The 19536-nt window shown below is 48.5% G+C and carries 21 protein-coding genes and 3 pseudogenes; 18 read left to right on the top strand and 6 right to left on the bottom strand.

The window, feature by feature from the left end; all coding sequences use genetic code 11:
* The first annotated feature begins 3 nt into the window (after positions 1-3).
* From QUE23_RS03795 to QUE23_RS03740, 12 genes and pseudogenes are all read left to right on the top strand, one after another.
* A pseudogene (locus tag QUE23_RS03795) lies at positions 4-1453 on the top strand (NADH-quinone oxidoreductase subunit N).
* Positions 1399-3801, top strand: a complete 2403-nt coding sequence (locus QUE23_RS03790; protein ID WP_286349280.1) for a tetratricopeptide repeat protein — start codon at positions 1399-1401, stop codon at positions 3799-3801. Before QUE23_RS03795 ends, QUE23_RS03790 begins: the two are co-directional and overlap by 55 nt.
* A 139-nt stretch (positions 3802-3940) precedes the next feature.
* On the top strand, positions 3941-5503 hold the full coding sequence (gene dnaB / locus QUE23_RS03785) for a replicative DNA helicase (RefSeq protein WP_286349279.1): 1563 nt from the start codon (positions 3941-3943) through the stop codon (positions 5501-5503).
* Positions 5484-6743: a ComEC/Rec2 family competence protein gene (locus QUE23_RS03780; protein WP_286349278.1), complete on the top strand. Its 1260-nt coding sequence runs from the start codon at positions 5484-5486 to the stop codon at positions 6741-6743. The genes dnaB and QUE23_RS03780 overlap by 20 nt, the downstream gene beginning before the upstream one ends.
* Before the next feature lie 37 nt (positions 6744-6780).
* Positions 6781-7653: a menaquinone biosynthesis prenyltransferase MqnP gene (gene mqnP / locus QUE23_RS03775; protein ID WP_286349277.1), complete on the top strand. Its 873-nt coding sequence runs from the start codon at positions 6781-6783 to the stop codon at positions 7651-7653.
* Positions 7644-7823 (top strand): hypothetical protein, encoded by a 180-nt coding sequence (locus tag QUE23_RS03770; protein ID WP_286349276.1) that lies wholly within the window; start codon positions 7644-7646, stop codon positions 7821-7823. The genes mqnP and QUE23_RS03770 overlap by 10 nt, the downstream gene beginning before the upstream one ends.
* Positions 7824-7932: 109 nt before the next feature.
* A complete protein-coding gene (locus tag QUE23_RS03765; RefSeq protein WP_286349275.1) occupies positions 7933-8190 on the top strand; it encodes a hypothetical protein in 258 nt (85 codons plus the stop codon).
* Positions 8174-8695: a helix-turn-helix domain-containing protein gene (locus QUE23_RS03760; protein ID WP_015106822.1), complete on the top strand. Its 522-nt coding sequence runs from the start codon at positions 8174-8176 to the stop codon at positions 8693-8695. Before QUE23_RS03765 ends, QUE23_RS03760 begins: the two co-directional genes overlap by 17 nt.
* A pseudogene (locus QUE23_RS03755) lies at positions 8692-9491 on the top strand (phosphatidylserine decarboxylase). Before QUE23_RS03760 ends, QUE23_RS03755 begins: the two are co-directional and overlap by 4 nt.
* Positions 9484-10467 carry a quinolinate synthase NadA gene (nadA, locus tag QUE23_RS03750; protein ID WP_286349274.1) on the top strand — a complete coding sequence of 328 codons (984 nt, stop codon included), beginning with the start codon at positions 9484-9486 and terminating at the stop codon, positions 10465-10467. Before QUE23_RS03755 ends, nadA begins: the two are co-directional and overlap by 8 nt.
* Positions 10468-10472: 5 nt before the next feature.
* Positions 10473-11288, top strand: coding sequence for a carboxylating nicotinate-nucleotide diphosphorylase (nadC, locus tag QUE23_RS03745; protein ID WP_286349406.1), 816 nt, complete (start codon positions 10473-10475; stop codon positions 11286-11288).
* Positions 11288-12127 carry a thiamine-phosphate kinase gene (locus QUE23_RS03740; RefSeq protein ID WP_286349273.1) on the top strand — a complete coding sequence of 280 codons (840 nt, stop codon included), beginning with the start codon at positions 11288-11290 and terminating at the stop codon, positions 12125-12127. The genes nadC and QUE23_RS03740 overlap by 1 nt, the downstream gene beginning before the upstream one ends.
* Here the strand turns inward: QUE23_RS03740 and QUE23_RS03735 are convergent.
* The 5 genes and pseudogenes from QUE23_RS03735 to QUE23_RS03715 form a co-directional block, all read right to left on the bottom strand.
* Positions 12108-12494 carry a hypothetical protein gene (locus tag QUE23_RS03735; RefSeq protein ID WP_286349272.1) on the bottom strand — a complete coding sequence of 129 codons (387 nt, stop codon included), beginning with the start codon at positions 12492-12494 and terminating at the stop codon, positions 12108-12110. The genes QUE23_RS03740 and QUE23_RS03735 overlap by 20 nt on opposite strands.
* Positions 12494-12763 carry an AtpZ/AtpI family protein gene (locus QUE23_RS03730; protein ID WP_286349271.1) on the bottom strand — a complete coding sequence of 90 codons (270 nt, stop codon included), beginning with the start codon at positions 12761-12763 and terminating at the stop codon, positions 12494-12496. The genes QUE23_RS03735 and QUE23_RS03730 overlap by 1 nt, the downstream gene beginning before the upstream one ends.
* Positions 12741-14053 (bottom strand): annotated as a pseudogene (hemL, locus tag QUE23_RS03725) (glutamate-1-semialdehyde 2,1-aminomutase). Before hemL ends, QUE23_RS03730 begins: the two are co-directional and overlap by 23 nt.
* A gap of 6 nt (positions 14054-14059) precedes the next feature.
* Positions 14060-14614, bottom strand: a complete 555-nt coding sequence (locus tag QUE23_RS03720; protein WP_015106831.1) for a YceI family protein — start codon at positions 14612-14614, stop codon at positions 14060-14062.
* A 218-nt stretch (positions 14615-14832) separates the two neighbouring features.
* On the bottom strand, positions 14833-15201 hold the full coding sequence (locus QUE23_RS03715; RefSeq protein WP_015106833.1) for a hypothetical protein: 369 nt from the start codon (positions 15199-15201) through the stop codon (positions 14833-14835).
* A gap of 255 nt (positions 15202-15456) precedes the next feature.
* Here QUE23_RS03715 and QUE23_RS03710 point away from each other — a divergent pair, with 255 nt between their 5' ends.
* A complete protein-coding gene (locus QUE23_RS03710) occupies positions 15457-15879 on the top strand; it encodes a hypothetical protein (protein ID WP_286349270.1) in 423 nt (140 codons plus the stop codon).
* Between the two features lie 31 nt (positions 15880-15910).
* Here QUE23_RS03710 and QUE23_RS03705 read toward each other — a convergent pair whose 3' ends face one another.
* On the bottom strand, positions 15911-16963 hold the full coding sequence (locus QUE23_RS03705; protein ID WP_286349269.1) for an NAD(P)-dependent alcohol dehydrogenase: 1053 nt from the start codon (positions 16961-16963) through the stop codon (positions 15911-15913).
* A 133-nt stretch (positions 16964-17096) separates the two neighbouring features.
* Here QUE23_RS03705 and rpsP point away from each other — a divergent pair, with 133 nt between their 5' ends.
* The 5 genes from rpsP (at position 17097) to rplS (ending at position 19369) form a co-directional block, all read left to right on the top strand.
* Complete coding sequence (rpsP, locus tag QUE23_RS03700; RefSeq protein WP_286349268.1) at positions 17097-17330, top strand: 30S ribosomal protein S16; 234 nt, start codon at positions 17097-17099, stop codon at positions 17328-17330.
* 147 nt (positions 17331-17477) lie between these two features.
* Positions 17478-17756 carry a KH domain-containing protein gene (locus tag QUE23_RS03695; protein WP_286349405.1) on the top strand — a complete coding sequence of 93 codons (279 nt, stop codon included), beginning with the start codon at positions 17478-17480 and terminating at the stop codon, positions 17754-17756.
* 31 nt (positions 17757-17787) lie between these two features.
* Complete coding sequence (rimM, locus tag QUE23_RS03690) at positions 17788-18264, top strand: ribosome maturation factor RimM (protein WP_286349267.1); 477 nt, start codon at positions 17788-17790, stop codon at positions 18262-18264.
* Positions 18264-18998: a tRNA (guanosine(37)-N1)-methyltransferase TrmD gene (gene trmD, locus QUE23_RS03685; protein WP_286349266.1), complete on the top strand. Its 735-nt coding sequence runs from the start codon at positions 18264-18266 to the stop codon at positions 18996-18998. Before rimM ends, trmD begins: the two co-directional genes overlap by 1 nt.
* On the top strand, positions 18995-19369 hold the full coding sequence (rplS, locus tag QUE23_RS03680; RefSeq protein ID WP_286349265.1) for a 50S ribosomal protein L19: 375 nt from the start codon (positions 18995-18997) through the stop codon (positions 19367-19369). Before trmD ends, rplS begins: the two co-directional genes overlap by 4 nt.
* Positions 19370-19536 lie beyond the last annotated feature (167 nt).

The following is a 19536-nucleotide window of genomic DNA, read 5'->3' as shown; positions in this document are numbered from 1 at the left end:
ACAATGAATCCCTTGATCTCATCTCTCATGCCCGAGTTGGACTTGCAAGTGTTAATGCCCCTATTTATGTGTGTGGGGGGCGGGATTTTCTTACTGCTCTTGGATTTGAAGGGCTTTTATAAACCTTTGAGCGTGGCACTTGCCGGGCTGGTCTTGGCCTTTAATGTGCTGTGGATTGCCTTTTACAACCCCCCCACCGATGGCGTAGGCGATTTTTTGACCGATGGCGCGTCTTTGAGCGGACAGCTTTTCATCGCTTTTGCAAGCCTGCTTTTGCTGCTCTTGGCTTTAAGTAAAGAGAAATTTAGCGAGTTTGAAACCCCTGAGTTTTACCCCCTATATCTCTTCATGGTCGGAGGGTTCATCCTCATGGTGTCTACCGACCATTTATTATTGATCTTGCTCGGCTTAGAGAGCGCATCTTTAGCCATGTGTGTGCTGATGGCGCTGAGTTACAAAAGCACCGGCATAGAGGCGGCGATCAAATACTTTGCCATGAGTGTGTTGGCCGGGGTATTTTTTGTGCTTGGTGTAGCGATTTTATATCTACTTACGGGGCATTTGGATTTAAGCAGCGTGGGCGATGGACTAAGGAGCGCATCTTTCCACCACGAGCCCAAAGCTCTGCCCTTGTTCTTTGTCGCTTTGGCGTGTATGCTGGGCGCGATCGGCTTTAAGGTGTCCTTAGTGCCCTTCCACACTTGGATGCCCGACATTTACGAGGGCAACAACCCCGTTTTTGCCGGCTTCATCTCCATTGTACCCAAAATGGCGGGGCTGGTGGTGCTCTTGCGCGTGCTTTACGCCTTCTTAAACACCGAGTCCTTTGTCATTGAAAACCTTTACACCGTCTTGATTGCAATCACAATCACGATCCCCAATGCCATGGCGCTCTTGCAAAAAGATGTCAAGCGTATGATGGCTTACAGCTCGATCTCGCATACGGGTTTTGCCTTAGCGTGTGTGCTTAATGGGGCGGGGGCGTTGTTTGGCTACTGGCTCTTGTTTTTAATCACCAACATTGGGGCGTTTGCGATCTTGTGGATGGTAACCAACCAACAAGATGCCCAACAAAACAACTACACCTACCCCTATGAGCGTTTTAATGGATTGATCCAAACCAAGCCCCTTTTAGCGATTTTAAGCGCGATTTTCCTATGCTCTTTAGCAGGTATCCCGCCTTTTTCTATGTTTTGGGGCAAGCTCATGGTGTTGGAGCAGGTGATTAGTCAACACCAAGTGTTCTTGCCCATTGTGATGGTCGTTAATAGTGCGGTGAGCGCGGTGTATTATCTGCGCTTGCTTGTGGCGATGTTCTTTAAAACCCCCACCGCCACCCCCAAGTGCCACAAACGCCACCCCTACCCTGTATAGCGTCAGCACCGCGATGGCGTTTTTATGCGTGTTCTCCGTCTTTGTGTTGCGCTTTTATTTAAACTCCAGTCAAGCTTGATGTTACGCCTATTTGCCCTGTTTTGTGCCTTTTTGCCCTTTTTACACGCCCTAAATTTGAGCGTTACCAAGGGGCGGGAGAGGGATGCCAACTTTGCCACTCTAACGCTCACCCACGAAAAACCCTTTGCATGTGTTTACGAAACCTACCCCGCTCAAGAGGTTATTTGCACGATCAACTCCACCCCAAAAATAGGTTTTATGCCCTTTGACACGGAGTTTTTCGAGGTGTCCTACACCATGCAAAATTTTATTTTCCATTTACACATCAAGCCCAAATTCCAAGAGGCTCTGTTTGCCATCCCCTACGACTACAAGCAGCACATCCCCATCCAAAAACTCAAGCTCAGCACCTCTAAGGTGTGGCAGATTGTGGGCTTTCATAAAAAAATCCCCTTTCTAACCCCCAAAGACCCTAACGCGCCCAGCAATGTGGGGCTGAACTTCCCCATCCTCATAGAGGGGGCACAAACGCCCCTCATCCAAGAGCTCGATGCGGACAACAAACCCCTAACCTACACCAAGGGGCAGGATCTAGAAGAGTATTTGGCCTTAAAGGAGCTCATTAAAAATGGCTACTACTTAGAGGCGTTAGAGGCCGTTGCGCGCATTCTTAGGCTCTATCCTACGACCATTTTTAAAAAAGACTTGTATTTTTACGAGATTGTCGCCCTAAGCAAGCTCAAAAAAAGACAAGAACTCACGATCCAAGTCGCTTCGCAGTGGCTTAAACTCTACCCCTCAGACCCCCAGGTCCCCTATGTGCTGTATATGTTGGGCAACACCTACAGCCAAATCAACTACACCGTCCAAGCCGCAGAGCACTATAACCGCATTGTGGATGAATACCCCAACAACCGCTACGCCGCACTTGCCCAAATGCATTTAGCCGAGCAAGCAGCCAATGGAGGGGATCGCTCCAGTGCACTCACGCTGTTTCAAAAAGCCTACAGCGCGGCTAAGGACATAGACAGCGCGAGCCAAATCGCCTTCAACTGGGGGCTGTTTGACCTCAACAATGGGGGTAAGAACGCCACCTTGATTTTAAATAAGATCATCTATGGCAATCCCGAGTACTTCATGCGACATCCTGTCAAATCCTACGATTTGCTCATTGCCCTAAAAACCCATGCCTTCTTTGAACCGGCGATCAAGATCGCGACCTTGCTCTCCCACCAAGACAACGACAAAAATATCCAAGAAAAAGCCGCCTTTGAGCTAGGCTTTCTCTATGCCAAGAACAACCAACCCAACGAAGCCCACTTTGCCAATTTAGAGTATTTAGACAATTACACCAATGTGATCCACATCACTTTAGTGAAATCTAGAGACGAGCAGGTTCTCTTTGCCATGCACGGCGATTACACCGAAAAACTCAACCGCTACAACCGAGTGTTGAAAGACTACCCCAAGACCTCCAAAGAGTACCAAAAAGCCCTTGAGTATAAAGCCGAGTTGCTGCTCAGTCGCCGCTACTACTCCCAAGTTTTAAAGCTCAACCTGCCGCACAACTCTCCTGCCATGCAAGAAGCCTTATTGCAACAAGGGCACTTAGCGCTCAAAGAAGCCGATTGCAAGAGTTTTAACACCTACTTAGTGCGTATGGAAAAGATCGACCCCCACTCCTTTGACGATGAAGAACAGGTAGAGGCCTTCGACTGTCTATATGAAAACGCCCTTTATGACAAGGCAGGCATTTTCTCCACTGCAGCCCTCAAAGACAAGCCCGTCAATAAACTCCCCTGGCTCTACCGACAAGGACGTAATCTTTACGCCTTAAACGACTTTGCCAACTCACTGCTTGCAGCTAAGGACGCGTTGAAGTTAGCCAATCTTAAAAAACAGCCCAAGTACTACGACATCGCCTTCACCGTATTTTTAGATTATATGAAAACCAACAACCCACAAGAGGCCTTCAACGTCTATAACCGACTCCAAAAAGACTTTAAAGACGATGAGCGCATGATCGAGGTGTACGCCCTGCTTTTAGAGAGCGAGCAAAAGGGCAAGAACAACCCCACCACCCTAGAGCTCTACGCTAGGAATTTGATCGCCTTACAACAACACTATGAGAACAACAGCTACACCCCATACGCTGAGAATCAGCTCATCAGCGCTCTAAGCCGTGAGGGCAAAGTTGAAGAGGCGTTGAAACAAAGCGATGCCCTCCTGACCCTAAAGCTTGAGCCTAAAGAGCGCCAACGTGCCCTCTACAACAAGGCAACCTTACAGCGCCAACAGAACGACAAAGAGGGGGCTAAAAAGACTTTCCAAACTTGCGTGGCTATTAAAGAGTCTTCCGCGTGGAAAGATTTATGCCAACAAGCCCTAGATTTGTTTAAACCTTAGGACACTCCAATAGGCCACACCAAAACGCCCTGGGGCAGAAACCAGAGAAGTGCTCACAAAAAACCTAAAAACGATCTTCAAACGGGACAAACCTACCCCCTAACCCAAGCTTTTAAAGTGTAAGGCAAGCCATGCTAAAATGGCACTCTTTACATTTTTAAACCCATTTTTTCTTTGGAGCGTGTTTGTGGATTTGGTGGCAAGCGTAGATGATGACTTAGTTTTTATGGAGAGAGTGGTACTCTCAGCACTTTTAGGCAGCCAACAATTTGAGGACTTCGCCGCCCAGCTTAAGAGCAGCGATTTTTTTATCCCCGCCCATGGCACACTCTTTGAGTTTTGTAACCAGCTACACGCCGAGCAAAAGCCCATCGATGAGACTTTCTTAGCCAAAAAGGCACGAAACGACAAACAGGCTAGAGAGGCCTTAGCCTTAGTGATGGAAACCAGCCCCCTAGCCAATTTAGAAGCCTACATCCGTGCTATTAAAGAGGCTTCCATCAAGCGGCATTTAATGCGCCTGGCTTTGCAAATCCGTGAGCTGTGCCAACAAGACCGCCCCACCGCTGACATCCTAGATAACATCGAGCGCAACGTCTATCAAATCTCTTTAGACAATACACAGACGGGCTTTAAGGACATGCGTCGGGTGCTCACAGACACCCTAAAAGCCATCCAAGAGGCGAAGGCACGGGGCAATGAAAAGCTCATTGGGCTAGACACGGGGTTTTTAAAGTTAAATGAGCTTACAGGGGGGTTTTCTCCCGGTGATTTGATCATCATTGGGGCACGCCCAAGCATGGGCAAGACAAGTTTGGTGTTGAACTTTGCCAAAACCGCTTTAAACCACGAGCAGGGCGTGGCGATCTTTAGCATGGAAATGGGGGCGGAGCAACTCATGATGCGCATGCTCTCTTGTTACACAGAGTTGCACCTACACAACATCAAAATGGGCCATTTAGACGACAACCAATGGGAGGAATTGACCAAGCACGCCCAACAAATCTACGACAAACCCCTTTACATAGACGATGCAGGGCTTCTTAATATCCGCCAAGCCCGCTCCAAATTGCGTAAGCTCAAGCACGAACACCCCGAAATCGCCCTAGCCATCATCGACTATTTGCAGCTCATGGAGGGCGAGGGAGAGAATAGCCGCTACGAGCAAATCACTAAAATCAGCCGGGGGTTAAAGACTTTGGCTAGGGAGTTAAACATCCCTATCATCGCCCTATCTCAGCTCAGCCGCTTGCTAGAGAGTCGGGAGGACAAACGGCCGATTCTATCCGACCTGAAAGAGAGCGGCGCGATCGAGCAAGATGCCGACCAAGTGCTCTTTCTCTACCGCGATGCGGTGTATAAACACAGAGAACACAACGATCGCGTCGCGAAGTTGCGTAAAGAGGGTAAGGACGAGGAAGTCAAAAAGCTAGAGAAGCAATACAATGAGGCTCAGGAGGCACAGACAGACAAACGAGAGCAAGCCGAGATCATCTTAGCCAAAAACCGCAATGGGGGGATCGGCACTGTGAAGGTGCATTTTGACAAGATTTACACCCGCTTTAGCGACATCCCCAAAGAGGGCGAAGAGATACAAGGGGATCACACGCCCACCAACCTCAACATGGGGAGCGATATGCCAAGCAACCTTAGCATGCCAAACCCCCTTGGGGGCGACGACGATGAATATTACCCCTTCTGACCACTCCATCCCCTTGCTGCAAAGCCCCGCAGAAAAGGGGATTGCTCTAGCCTTTTTGTTCGCCTTGTGCGCCCTTTCTTTTTCCCTAAAGCACCACGAATACAAAGCCTTTTTAGGCAAAAAGCCCCTAGAGTTGCACGCTCAAGTGTTGTTGCAATATGCCAAAAACGGGCACTTCGTGTTGAAACTTAAAGACAGCCACAACAATAGCTTTTACACCACAAACAAAGAGAACATCAAGGACTTGACCCACCACTTTGTGCGCGCGTGGGGCAAAATGGGGCGGTGTTCTTTTTGGCAATTTTTAAGGGCGTGTTATTTTGCCACCTTTAAGCTCTCTTTAGAGAACAAGAGCGACCCCACCACCCCGTGGCGCAACTTCATCAACAAACAACACCAAAGCCCCCTTATGGCAAACTTCTACCGCACTTTATTTTTGGCCGACCCTTTGGATAAAAGTTTAAGGCAGCTGGTGGTGGGCTTTGGGGTGAGCCCTTTAATTGCCATCAGCGGGTTTCATTTGGGGATTTTAAGCGCGTTTTTCTTTTATCTTTTGAGTGTACCTTATCAATTCTTGCAACAACGCTATTTTCCTTATAGAAACCGCTATTTTGACTTAATGGCGGTGGTGCTAGGGCTTCTCTTTGGGTATTTGATTTTGCTGCATTTTCAGCCCGCTTTTTTACGAGCATATATCATGGCTCTTGTGGGCTTTGGCTTGGTCTATGGGGGGTTGGAGCTTGTGAGCTTTTGGATCTTGGGATTAAGCGCGCTCTTGTGCCTTGCCATGTTCCCTAATTTGGTGCGCTCAGCCGGGTTTTGGCTGTCTGTAAGTGGGGTGTTTTATATCTTTCTGTTCCTTAAGTACATGCCTAAAACGCCTGTGTGGCTCTACGCCCTGCTTTTTAATGCCAGCATTTTCACGTTAATGTTGCCCCTAGTGCATTTTTTCTTTACCCCCTTTGGGGCGACACAACTGATCGGCATTTTGCTCTCTTTTGTCTTTGTGGTGTTTTTCCCTTTAGTGTTAAGCCTACACGCCCTGCATTTAGGGGGACTATTAGACCCCTACTTGCTCCCCCTAGTGCATACACCCTTACATTTAAAAAGTTTTAGCACCCCCCCTTGGTTTTTATGCGTCTATGTGGGCTTGTCGCTTTTGGCCGTGCGCTTTCTTTGGGTATATGTCGCTTTAGGGGTGGCTAGTGGTGGGCTTTTGCTCTATCTGTTGATTTTGTAATTTTATGTTAGAATAGAGGCTTTTAAAGAGGTTTTTAATGTTAGAAAAGCTCAAGCTTTTAGGGTACTTGGTGGCGATCGAGCACACCATTTTTTCAGGCATGTTTATTTTAATCGCCCTTGTGGTGGCTTCTTTGCAAGCGCATTTAGGCCTTGTGGCGGGGCTACGAAACCTTTTGCTTTGCACCCTGGCCTTGCTCTTTGCCCGTAATTTTGCCATGGGCTTTAACCGCCTAGCCGATCGCAAATTCGACATTAAAAACGCCCGCACGCAAAACCGCCCCAGTGTGGACGGGCGTATCAGTGTGCCGACTATGCGGGCGTTTTGTGTGGCAAATGCCCTAGGCTTCGTGGGTGTGAGCTATCTTATCAACCCCCTAGCTTTTAAACTCTCTTGGCCCTTTTTGGCAATCTTGGCAGGTTACTCTTACATGAAACGCTTTAGCTATCTAGCCCACTTAGTTTTAGGCGTGTGCTTAGGGCTAGCCCCCATCGCGGGTGTGGTGGCAGTCCTTGGGGCGATTCCGCTTTGGAGTGTGTGGCTGGCTTTGGGGGTGGCGTTTTGGGTGGCGGGCTTTGACCTGCTTTATTCCTTGCAAGATATAGAGTTTGATCGCAAAGAGGGGCTTTACTCGGTGCCCGCCATCTTTGGCGCACAAGTTACACTGTGGGTGTCTAGAACATGCCACGCTTTAGCCGTGCTCTTTTGGGCTGGCTTTGTGGATAGCGCACAACTAGGGGGTGTGGCGTGGCTGGGCGTGGGGGTGTGTTTGGGGATTTTGATTTACGAACAATGGCTGGTGTTGAAGGATTTTAAAAATATCCCCAAAGCATTTTTTGTCACAAACGGGTATTTGGGGGTGGTGTTCTTGGGTTTTATCATCGTGGATAGAGGCTTGGCTTGGATTTAGAGGCATGCAAGCAAATTTGTGTGGCTAAAGGGTTTTTCACCCGGCTTGTGGCGGTGTCTTTGCCCCTAGAGTTTGCCCCCTTAAGCCCAGAGCACGAAAACGAGTATTTGCAACTAGGGCAGGGGGGGGGGGCTTTAGTGCCCCTGGGAAGTCTTTTATGGCAAAGATAGAGAGGACATCATTTTTAAAGCCCTAAGCGAGATTTACCAAAAACTAGAGCGCATTGAGCGGTATTTGCACGAGCAAGATAGGGTGTATGTAAACCTAGAGGGAGTGGGGATGATTGGCTTACTAGGGCATGGGATCTTGGGCGTGGCAGATGGGGGCTTTACTGAGGGCGGGCTGTATTACATGCGCACTAAATTGCCAAAAATTCCCTATAAAAGACTAGGCTTTGTGGCGAGAGCCTTTGCGCCTACACTGCTTAGTGTGGAGCGCATGCACGCAAGCGATATTAAAGATTGGGACAGCCACATCGCCCAAAGCGAATTGGAAAGTTTAAATGAAAGAAAGGCCGCGCATGGAATTGAGCTTTAACGAACTAATGTGGATTGTGGGGGGAGGGGTGGTTTTGGTGTTTATATGCCTAGTCGCTTACAGCCATTTAAAGGACAAAGAGTTTGCGAGCAAAACCAAGCAACTAGAAAAAGCCCTAGACACCATCAACCAAGAGATTTATAAAATCCGCAAGTGGATCCAAGAAAACGAAATACAAGCCGAGTTCAACGCATCCAACATCAGTGCCAATGTCAAAAACGAGGTTAATAACAACCTAAACACGAATTTAACCAATCTTTACACCCACCTACAAGAAATCCAAGACACCATGCACAAGGACAGGGACTATTTGGAGGAAAAGATCATCGTCTTAGAGAATAAATTTAAAGAGCTGGGGCATTTTACCCCGGGCAGCGATGACATTGACGAAAAACGGGTGATACAACTCTTTCAAGAGGGGCACAGCATCGACTCCATTGCGAAAGAACTCAGGATCAGCAAGGGGCAGATTGAATTTGTCTTAAAATTGGCGGATTTGCAATAGTGGCCCAGAGCAACACTCTATCCAAACTCTTTGGCAAGTTTGCAAGGTGCGCCTTCATCCCCCCCGTGCAAAGGTTGATCAACTCTGTCTATGTGCGCCTTTTTAAGATCGATTTAAGCGGCTTTGCCCCCCTTAAGACTTATCCCACGCTCAACGCCCTTTTTACAAGGGCCTTAGCCACCCCCCGCCCTATTGAGCCTAACCCTAGCACGCTCATCGCCCCTTGTGACAGCGTCATCACGGCGTGCGGAGCGGTGCAAGACAATTTAGCTTTGCAAATCAAGGGCATGAGTTATCGGGTCAATGAGTTGCTAGGCAAGGGCGAGGTGCTCGAAAATTACAGCTATGTCAATTTTTATTTATCGCCCAAGGATTACCATAGATTTCACGCCCCTTGTGATTTGCAGGTTACAGAGGTACGCCACTTTTGTGGGGAGCTCTTGCCCGTCAATACCCCTGCCTTAAAAAAACACCAAAAACTCTTTATCCGCAATGAACGGGTGGTGGTGGTGGCACAAGATCACCGGGGGAGATTTTATACTTTGTGGCGGTGGGGGCTTTGAATGTGGGGCAGATTGTGCTAAATTTTGACCCCTTAATACGCACCAATGCCAAAATCACACCAAAGCCGACCATTTACACCTACACCCCCCCCATCACGCTTAAAAAAGGGGAGGAATTAGGGCGGTTTGAAATGGGCTCTACCATTGTGCTCCTTGTGCCAAATGTGGTGTTAAACACCGCCATAGGGCAGAAGGTTTTATTCTCTACCCCCATAGGGCTTTTTAATGCCTAGCGTTAAAATCAAACAACTTTTAAAGGACTTAGACGCTCTCTTGGTGGCGCATTTTTACCAAAAAGACAGCATCGTAGAGCTTGCCGACATCACGGGCGATAGCTTAGAGCTGGCTAAAAGAGCAAGTGCGAGCCCTAAAAATTTAGTCGTCTTTTGTGGGGTGGGCTTCATGGGGGAGAGTTTAAAAATCCTAGCCCCCCAAAAGGAAGTCATCATGCCTAAACTGGCGTGTTGCTCTATGGCGCGCATGATCGAGGGGGCGGACTTTGACAAGAGCCTAGAAACCTTGCAAAGCTTGGGCATCAAAAAGGTGCTCCCCATCACCTACATTAATTCTAGTGCCCGCATTAAGGCAAAGGTGGGCAAGGCGGGGGGGGTTGTTTGCACGAGTGCCAACGCTTTTAAGATTTTTAAGCACGCTTTAGAGGCTAAACAAAAAATCTTTTTCTTGCCCGATCGCTGTTTGGGGCTGAATTTAGCCCGTATGCATGGGCTCAAAAGCGCGACTTTAGGCATGGATAGCCCAAGGGACATTAAAGAGGCTGAGGTCATTTGTTACAATGGTTTTTGTGCCGTGCATCAGCTTTTTAAGCCCAGCGACATCGCCTTTTTCCGCCAAAAATACCCCAACATTCTCATCGCCGTACACCCCGAATGCACCCCTGAAGTGGTCGCTTTAGCCGACTTTGTGGGCTCAACCAGCCAAATCATCAAGTTCGTGCAAGACTTGCCCCTAGAGCAAAAGGTCGCCGTGGGCACAGAAATCAACTTAGTCAAACGGCTACGCCCCCAAAACACCTTTGTGCTCTCTAGCAGTGTGCCCGAGTGCCCGAGCATGAACGAAACCACGCTAGAGGATTTGTTTAGCGTGTTGAAAGCCTATAAAAACCACAGCCCTTACAATAGGATTAGTGTAGAGCCTGAAGTGGCTAAGTGGGCGCAAATTGCCCTAGATAAAATGATGGAGTTGTCCTAATGGATTTGCAGATACGGGATTTTTTAAAGGATTGTTTGGCAGAGGATTTAGGCTCGGGGGATTTATTCGCCCGTTTGGTGGGGGCTAAAGAAGTGAAGGCTTGTGTGCTTTCCAAAGATAGCGGGGTGTTCTCCGGGCAACTTTACGCCACAGAGCTTTTAGAAATGCTGGGGCTTAAATATGCGTGGAAAATTGCGGACAAAGAGAGTTTTAGCCCTAAGCAGGTCTTGCTAGAGGTGTGGGGGGACTGGCGGCAACTCTTGCAAATAGAAAGGGTGCTCTTAAACATTTTGCAGCATAGCAGTGGGATCGCCACGAAAACCGCCCAATTTGTGCGTCTTCTCAAAGACCACCCCATTAGCTTGCTAGACACCAGAAAAACCCGCCCGCTTTTACGGGTGTTTGAAAAGTATTCGGTGCGCAATGGGGGGGCGAAAAACCACAGAATAGGGCTAGACGATGCCCTAATGGTGAAAGACACGCATTTAGCCCATATCGGGGACTTAAAAGCCTTTGTCGCCAAAGCCCGTCAAGAAATCCCATGGACGGCAAAAATTGAGATTGAGTGCAGCAGCGTAGAAATGGCTAAACAAGTCATGGAGGCGGGGGCGGACATTGTCATGTGCGACAACATGCAGGTGGAGAGCATTCAAGAAGTCGTGGCAGAACGCAACCAAAATCACCCCCTAGTGCTCTTAGAAGCCAGCGGGAACATCACAGAAACAAGCGTTGTTGCCTACGCCAAAAGTGGGGTGGATGCGATCAGCAGTGGGGCACTGATACACCAAGCGGTGTGGGTGGATTTTAGTTTTAAAATTTAGTGGATTTAGAGGCACATTTTTTAAACGCCCTCGCCCAAAGTGGGGTGGTGTGGGGTTTGGGCGATGACGGGGTGTTGCTAGACACTTCTCAAGCCCTTTACATGCTAGATCTGTTTAGCGAGGGGGTGCATTTTAAAAAAGGGTGGCTCAGTTACGCCCAAATCGGGTATAAAGCCATGTGCGTGAATGTCTCCGACTCTATTGCGATGGCAGCGTGCCCTAAATACGCCTTGTTGGGCGTGCAACTACCCAAGGGGTGCGCTTTAAGCGAAATGCGGCAATTAGTCGCAGGGATCGCTAAGGCATGCCAAGAATTTAAAATTAAAATTGTGGGGGGGGACACCACGCTAGGCAAGGACTTAAGTTTAAGTGTAACGCTCATTGCCAAAAGCTCTAAACCTTTGGAGCGCACCAAAATACGCCCCAAAGATTTATTAGTGCATACGGGCACACTCGGGCAAAGTTATAAAGACTTAAGTGCTTTGCTTAGGGGGGGCAAAGTGTCGCCTAAGTCTAAATTTATCCGCCCACAGCTTAAGAATTTGCTTGGCTTTATGTTAAGCGCACGCCCCTTTGTGCATGCAGGGCTAGACATTTCAGACGGGCTACTTGCGGAGTGCAACCGCTTATCCAAACTCAATAAATTAGCCTGCAAGCTAGACAAGCCCCACAACAAAGCCTATTTGAGTGGAGAAGAGTATGAATTGCTTTTAAGTATCCCCCCAAAGCACAAACTCGCCTTGCTTAGGCGTGCCAAGCAACACCGCATAAAATTAAACTTTGTGGGGGTGGCTAGGCGTGGGCTTTCACACTACCGCCCTAAGATTTGGCACGCTTAAGGGCTTGTAAGAGCAACACTCCCACCAAGCACGCCCCAAGCCCCACAAAGTAAGCCATAGGCACGAGTAGTTTAAGCTGCAATAAGCCAAACAGCCCCCCCAAAAACACGCCATAAGATAGGATTTTAAGCCACCCTAGCGAGATTTGCACCCCCAAACCGAAGGCAAAAAACTTAGAGGGCGTGGGTGCTTTGGCGGTTTGTAATTTGTGTTTAAGCTGTTTGTAGCCGGCAAGCAAAATCAATAAAAAGCTCAAAAACGCCACTTCAAAACTCAGCACCCCAAGCCCTTGAAAACGCCAAAACACTCCCAAAGCACACAGCACATTAAAGCCGAGCAAAAGCAAGGCACACAGATAAGAACACATTAGGGGAGTTTGTATTTGGGGTCGTTGGCTAAGTCGTCTAGCTCTTTTTTGGCTTGTTTGTAGGCCTTATAGACATTTAAAATCGCTGCCCCCACGCCCCAAACAACGCCTAGCCAAAAGAGCCACGCCAGTCCCGTTAATTTCAGCAAGCCATAGCCGATCCCCACGCCTAACAAGAGAGCCACGACTATGGAAATGCCAAGACTCAAGGCATTTGCCCCCTCAACCACGGGCTTGAATTTGGGTTTAGACTCCATGTTGGATTTCATAAAAGCTAGCTTGTGCCTTGCCTAAGCAGGCTTCAATGATAGAGGCGTCCATAGGGGAGCAGATAAAGCTTGTTTCAAAAGCGGAGGCGGGCAAATACACGCCTTTTTGCAACATTTTTTGGTGGAAAGTCGCATAAAGGGCGGTGTTAGACTGCCTCGCGTCTTCAAAGTTTAGCACTTCCTTGTCGGTGAAGAAAAAGCCAAACATGCTCCCCCTGACGCAAGTTTGCAGAGCAAAACCACAAGAGTGGGCGATTTCTTTAAGCCCATCGCAAAATTGCGTGGCTAGAGCTTCTAGGCGTTCATACAGCTTAGGCTGCCTCTTGATTTTCTCTAACGCCACAATGCCCGCCGTTACGGCTATGGGGTTGCCACTTAAGGTGCCGGCTTGATACACCCCGCCCACGGGGGCGATCAAGTCCATGATCTCTGCCCGTCCGCCAAAGCAGGCTAAGGGCAAGCCCCCCCCGATGACCTTGCCAAAGGTTGCCAAGTCGGGCACGAGGTGGTGCCAGCCTTGCGAACCGCTGGCACTTGCCCTAAACCCGCTCATCACTTCATCAAAGATCAACACCGCTCCATTTTGTTGGCATATCTCTTGCAAGCCTTGCAAAAACTCTAATTTGGCCGGGATGAGCCCCATATTGCCCGCAATCGGCTCAATAATGACACAGCCGACATTGCCCTTTTCAAAGCACGCCTTGACCGAGTCTAAATCGTTGTAGCGGGCAACCAGGGTATGTTTGCTAAAGTCGCTAGGCACGCCTAGAGAAGAGGGGTTGCCAAAGGTGGCGCACCCACTGCCGGCACTCACCAACAAGCTGTCGCTGTGCCCGTGGTAACAGCCTTCAAACTTTAAAATGTCGTCCTTGCCGCTAAACGCTCGTGCTAGGCGGATGGCACTCATGGTGGCTTCTGTGCCGCTGCTCACCAAACGCACCTTTTCCACGCCTTCATAGCCCGCCACGATCTTTTTGGCCAAAGTGGTTTCTAACTCTGTGGGCGCGCCAAAGCTTAGCCCCCTTTGTAAGGCGTTGATCACTTGCTCTTCAATCTCAGAATCGGCGTGTCCAAAGAGCAAGGGCCCCCAGCTTTGCACGAAATCCACATAGGTGTTGCCATCCACATCAAAGAGCGAGAACCCTCGCCCCTTAAAGATAAAGGGGGCACACCCCCGACACTCTGAAACGCCCGCACAGGGGAATTGACCCCGCCTACAATCACCTGTTTGGCTTCGTTAAAATCATTGATGCTGTGCAAGAGCGGATGCTCCAACTCTTTTTTCGTCATCGTTGCCTATTCTTTAACGGGGGCTTTAAAGCTGATTTCGACTTGCGACCAAGTGAGTTTTTCATGCTGTGCACTGCATTTTTCGGCAAGTTTGGCAAACTCTTTTTGCAAGCCAAATTCTAAAATATCGAGCACACCCGTAGCCACGAGCTCCTTGTTCTCAATTTTATAGCTCATGGGCACTTTCACACTTTTGCCATTCATGCGCACACTGGCCAAAATCGTGCCCTGTTTGTCGCCCTCCACCACATTCCTAAAAATGACTTTCAGCGTTTTGTCTTTAAAAAGATCAAAAAACGCTTCTTTGACATTTTTAGTTTTGGTTGCATCGTGCAGATCCAACTGATCAGCATTGATGGTTGCGCTCGCCTTGTCTAAGGTTTTGGCAATGCTAGAGGTGTCCTTGCCAAAATGATACATCACATGGTTAAAGGTCCCTTTCACGCCCGCTTTATGCGCCGTTTTAAACGCCGTAAACTCCATGCTTGCCTTGCTCGTGTCTAAAGTGGCCGCGTGCATCAAACCATACGCCAAAAACATGCCTAATGCTAATTTTTTCATCGTCTCTCCTTCAAAATTTAGACCCGCCTATGATAACATGAAAACAAGATTTTTAAAGGGTTTTGGCCGTAGCTTGTGGTATGTGTGCCTTTAAAGTGGTGCAAAATACACAAAAACAAAAATCAACCCCAACCCCCTAAAAAGGGCGGGGCAACCCCCAGTGCTAGAGCGGCTAGGGGGCTTGTCCTTTTAGAGTCTCTCTTGGAGCACTCAACTGGCTAATCTGCTTTAGGGCGAGCAGAACCTTGAACCCTCACGCACTTCATCCCCAAAAGTCCATAGAACCAAGGCCAAATCTCTTTTTTAACCACCGTATTAACCAACTCCCACTCTTTTCTAGCGACTTTGACACGCCCCCTATACCCCTGAGCTGCTATGGCATCTGCGGTGGCTTCAGAGTGGGCGGCTTGTGCCCAATTATTCGCCTGACTTTGGGCTTGCTGCAAGGCTTGCTGTTTTAAATCATCCGCGGGACCATAAGGCCAAGTGAAGTAATCACAAGCATACCCGTAAACGGTGTGCATCTCTCCCGTTACGGGCTGGTTGGGTTTGATCTCTGCAATCTTAGTCGTACAACCTGCAAACAAGAGGGCGACTATCGCCCCCCCCCCCCCCATTTAACTAACAAAGAACAGCTACGCACAAAAAACTCCTTAAAATTAAAATAGAACCCTAGATCGACTAAAAATGATATTTTTAAAGTCCATTTTTTAACTTGCGGTGGAATCAAATAGATTTTTGTCAACACCCCCCACTCCAACCATTTACCGATCTTGCCGATTGTTGTTGGTTATATTTTGCTAGACTTTTAAAAACCATGCTTTAAAGAAAGAAGGAACATTATGCCAAGTGCAAGTCTTTATGTGAAAAACCGCATCCGAGGCAAGATTTCTTTGCACGAAAGGGGGCAGGGGCGTTGGCGCGTGCATTTTGAGGCCAAAGATATTGTGGTGCAAGCCAAATGCAGCCACCTGGAGGTGGAGAACTGCCAAATTGACGACGACATCACCATCATTTTAAAGGTGCTGGAGGTGTTGATCCCCAGCTTCACACAACGCATCACCCTAGACCCCATGGCATTCACGGGGCGGATTTTAACCATGAAACCCGACCCTAAAGAGGAACACATGGTGCGCGTGGAGGTGGCGGTGAGCGATTGTAGCGTGGATTTTATCTTGGATCAGGGGCACATTGAGCTATACCGCTTTAGCGATGGCAAAGAGCTCGTGCTCTTTTGCAAACCCGAGCATGTCACGATTTACTAGCTCCAAGCCCCCAAAGGGGCTTTAAGAAAGCCTAAAACGACCTCTTCATGTCAATGACATGGCGGAACTGGGCGTTAGAGTGGGTGAGGTCGTGATACACTCTGTCGATGTCCTGACCTGTCACCAGCTCAATTTCGGGGTAGATGTTGTGTAAGATGGAAAAATCTAGCATTTCTTGAGTTTCTTGAATCCCTCCGATTAAAGAGCCATAGACCTTTTTATTGGCGTGCCACACAAAGTTAGAAGCGCTGAGCGTGATTGGGTTGTCCCTTGGGGGTAGGCCTACAATGGCAAATTCCCCCCCATAGGCGAGCACATTTAAGTAGTCTGTCATGCTGTAGGGGGTGGGGATGGTGGAGATGATGAGATCTAAATTTGCCCCCTTTGCGTCTTTGACATCGCTGTAATAGTGCTTAGCACCCATTTTTAACGCCATTTCTCTTTTGGCGTTGCTGCGCCCGATCACACTCACTTCCGCCCCCATCGCTAAAGCGTATTTTAAACCCATATGTCCTAGTCCCCCAAAGCCCGCAATCCCCACTTTAGAGCCTTTTTTGACCTTAGAGAATTTTAAAGGCGAGTAAGTGGTGATGCCCGCACAAAGCAGGGGAGCGATTTTCTCTAAAGGGGCATCGTGGGGGACGCGGATCACATAGTCTTCATCCACGACAATGCAATTAGAATACCCCCCCATGTGAGGTTCATCGTTGTGGAAGTGGTCTTTACAATCGTAGGTGAACACCGCTTTGTGGCAAAATTGTTCGTGGTGGTCGTGGCAAGGGGTGCACTCTTTGCAAGAGTTGACAAAGCAACCCACGCCCACTTTATCGCCCACTTTAAATTTATGCACTTGTGCGCCCACTTCTTGAACGACCCCTGCGATTTCATGCCCGGGGATCATGGGGTAAATGCCATCATGCCACTCGCTGTAAGCAGAGTGGATGTCGCTATGGCAAATCCCACAATAGTGGATGTCGATCAAGACATCTTTTTCCCCCACAGCGTGGCGTGTGAAAGCGTGCTTGGCAAACTTGCCATCTTTGGAATGAATCGCAAAACCTTTGGCTTCGATGCGTGCAGACATAAAAATCCTTTGTGTTGGAATGAGTTCCTATTTTAGCACAAGAATGAGTCGATCAAGGCATTTGCTTAAACAAAGCTTACTTTTAGAAAAAAGCACTATAATAGAAAATTTGCAACAAATGAAAAGGAACGCCATGACAATCGTACGACTTACCCGCAGTGGGCGCAAGAAAAAGCCCTTTTACCGCATTGTGGTGACAGATTCACGCAAACGCCGCGATGGGGGTTGGATCGAATCCATTGGGTATTACAACCCTTTGACTAACCCTAAAGTGGTGCAGATCGACCATGAGAGGTTAGACTATTGGAAAAGCGTGGGGGCGAAAATGAGCGAGAGGGTGGAAAAACTCTCTAAACAACAAGCCTAAGCCTAAAGGGGAGGGGAGGTTAGCATGCAAGAGCCAGGCACACAAGATCAAGATCTAGAAAATCTTAGGGGGGAGAGCCACGCTAAAAGCCAAGCCCCCCAGCTAGACACCACTCAAAGCCCCACACAAGAAGCCCAAGAACCCCCCATACAAGAAAATCAGGGTTATCCGATTGAAATTTTTGTCGCTGAATATTGCAAAAAGATCGTGGCTTATCCACAGGTCTTGCAGGTGCAAGTGCGCCTATTAGAGCCTGGGGTCAAAGAGGTCTGTATCCACGCCAACCCATTAGACATGGGGCGAATCATCGGCAAAGATGGCAAGATGGTGAGTGCGCTTAAAGCTTTCATCTCAGGGGTCAAGGCCAAGGATGGCTTTAGCTATAAAATTGTGGTTGTGGCGGCTAAAAACCCCTATGTGCTCTAATCTCTTGATTGTAGGACGCTTGGGGAGAGCTGTGGGCTTGAAGGGTGGGCTAAAACTCAACCTGCAAAGCAATTGCTTAGAGTGTTTAACTTTAGGTGCAAGCGTGCAGGTTTCTAGCCCCCTAAAACCCGCCCAAACCTACACGATCCACGCCTACGAACATAAAACTTCCCTGCTTTTCTTAGAAGGGATCAGCACAAGAGAGCAAGCCCAAGGGCTAGTAGGCAGCACCTTAAAGATGAGCGCAGAGGAAACGCTAAGGCTTTGTAACCTACAAGAGGGGGAATTTTTGGCGTTTCAGTTAGTGGGGCTAGAGGTCATAGAGGAGGGCGAGGTGCTAGGGGTGGTGCTAGGGGTAGAAAGTTTAGCCGGGGTGGATTATTTGCAGGTGCAAGCCCGGGCTAAAAAATTTCTCATCCCCTACATCCCCCGCTACATTATCCGCACAGATTTAGAAAGCAAGCGCATTGACACTAGGGACGCTTTGGGGCTGTTGGAGGAGAGTTGATGCGCTTTAGCATCCTTAGTCTCTTTCCTAATTTATTGTCCTTTTATTTTGAGGACTCCATTTTAAAAAGAGCCTTAGCACAGGGCATTTTTAGCCTTGATTTGGTGGATATGCGCCCCTTTTCCCCCCATAAATTCAAACGGGCGGACTTCCCTTTAGTGGGCGGGGGTGCAGGGCAGATTTTAGACCCCTACATGGTGGAAAATGCCCTAGAGAGCCTAACAAGTGGGCATGTGCTTTTCTTAAGCCCTGTGGGTAAGCCCTACACCCAACAAGATGCTAAAAGATTATCCACTTACAAACACTTGATCCTCGTCTGCGGGCGCTACGATGGCTTTGATGAGCGCTTGATCGAAACGCATGCCGATGAAGTCTTTAGTGTGGGCGATTTTGTGCTCACCGGGGGGGAGTTGCCCGCTTTATGTGTGTGCGACAGCGTGGCGCGGCTTTTAAAGGGGACTTTAGGCAACGCCCATTCGCTAGACAATGAAAGTTTTAGCCAACATCTCTTGGAGGCTCCCAACTTTGCCAACACCTACAACCTAGACAAAAAGCCCAGTTGTACGCAAATACCGACTATTTCAGCGTATTCAAAGGGTAACCATGCTAGAATAGAGGGGATTATGCACGATTTATCTATCCAGAGGACTAAATATTTTCGTCCCCCCCTTTATCGCTTAGATAGGTCTTTGCAGAAGTTCTGCCAAAACAACAAGAAAGGTTCATCCAAATGAAAAACCGCTATTTGCAATCCTTTGAAGACGCTCAAATCAAGGCACAGCCCCCCCGTTTTAAAGCTGGCGACACTTTGCGCCTTGGCATCCGTATCCAAGAGGGCGACAAAATGCGTACCCAAAACTTTGAGGGCGTTTGCATCGCTTTAAGGGGCAGTGGGGTTGGCAAGACTTTTTGTGTCCGCAAAGTGGGTGCAAATGGCGTGGGTGTGGAGCGGATTTTTCCCCTTTATTCAGCAAGTTTAGCGAGCATCGAGGTTTTGAGGGTGGGGCGGGTGCGCCGGGCTAAACTCTACTACTTACGCCACAGAAAAGGCAAGGCTGCGCGCATTAAAGAAGTGCGTAAGGTTGAAAAGAACAAAGAGGCTTAAGAACTTTAGAGGTGCAACTTTAGCGCACGCCCTTTGCAACTTTATCTTATTCCATTTTTACACAGCTCTCTTTGACTGTGTGCGCCGTCCCTTTTGGGTTGTCCCTTTTAGGTATGACTTGGGGTCTGTCCCTTTGGCCCCTTTTTGAGGTGTCGTTCTTTTGCTCC

It is taken from the genome of Helicobacter felistomachi, from assembly GCF_030296895.1.
Classification (GTDB): domain Bacteria; phylum Campylobacterota; class Campylobacteria; order Campylobacterales; family Helicobacteraceae; genus Helicobacter; species Helicobacter felistomachi.
The sequence above is the reverse complement of the archived record's forward strand: the minus strand, read 5'-3'. Positions and strand labels throughout refer to the sequence as shown.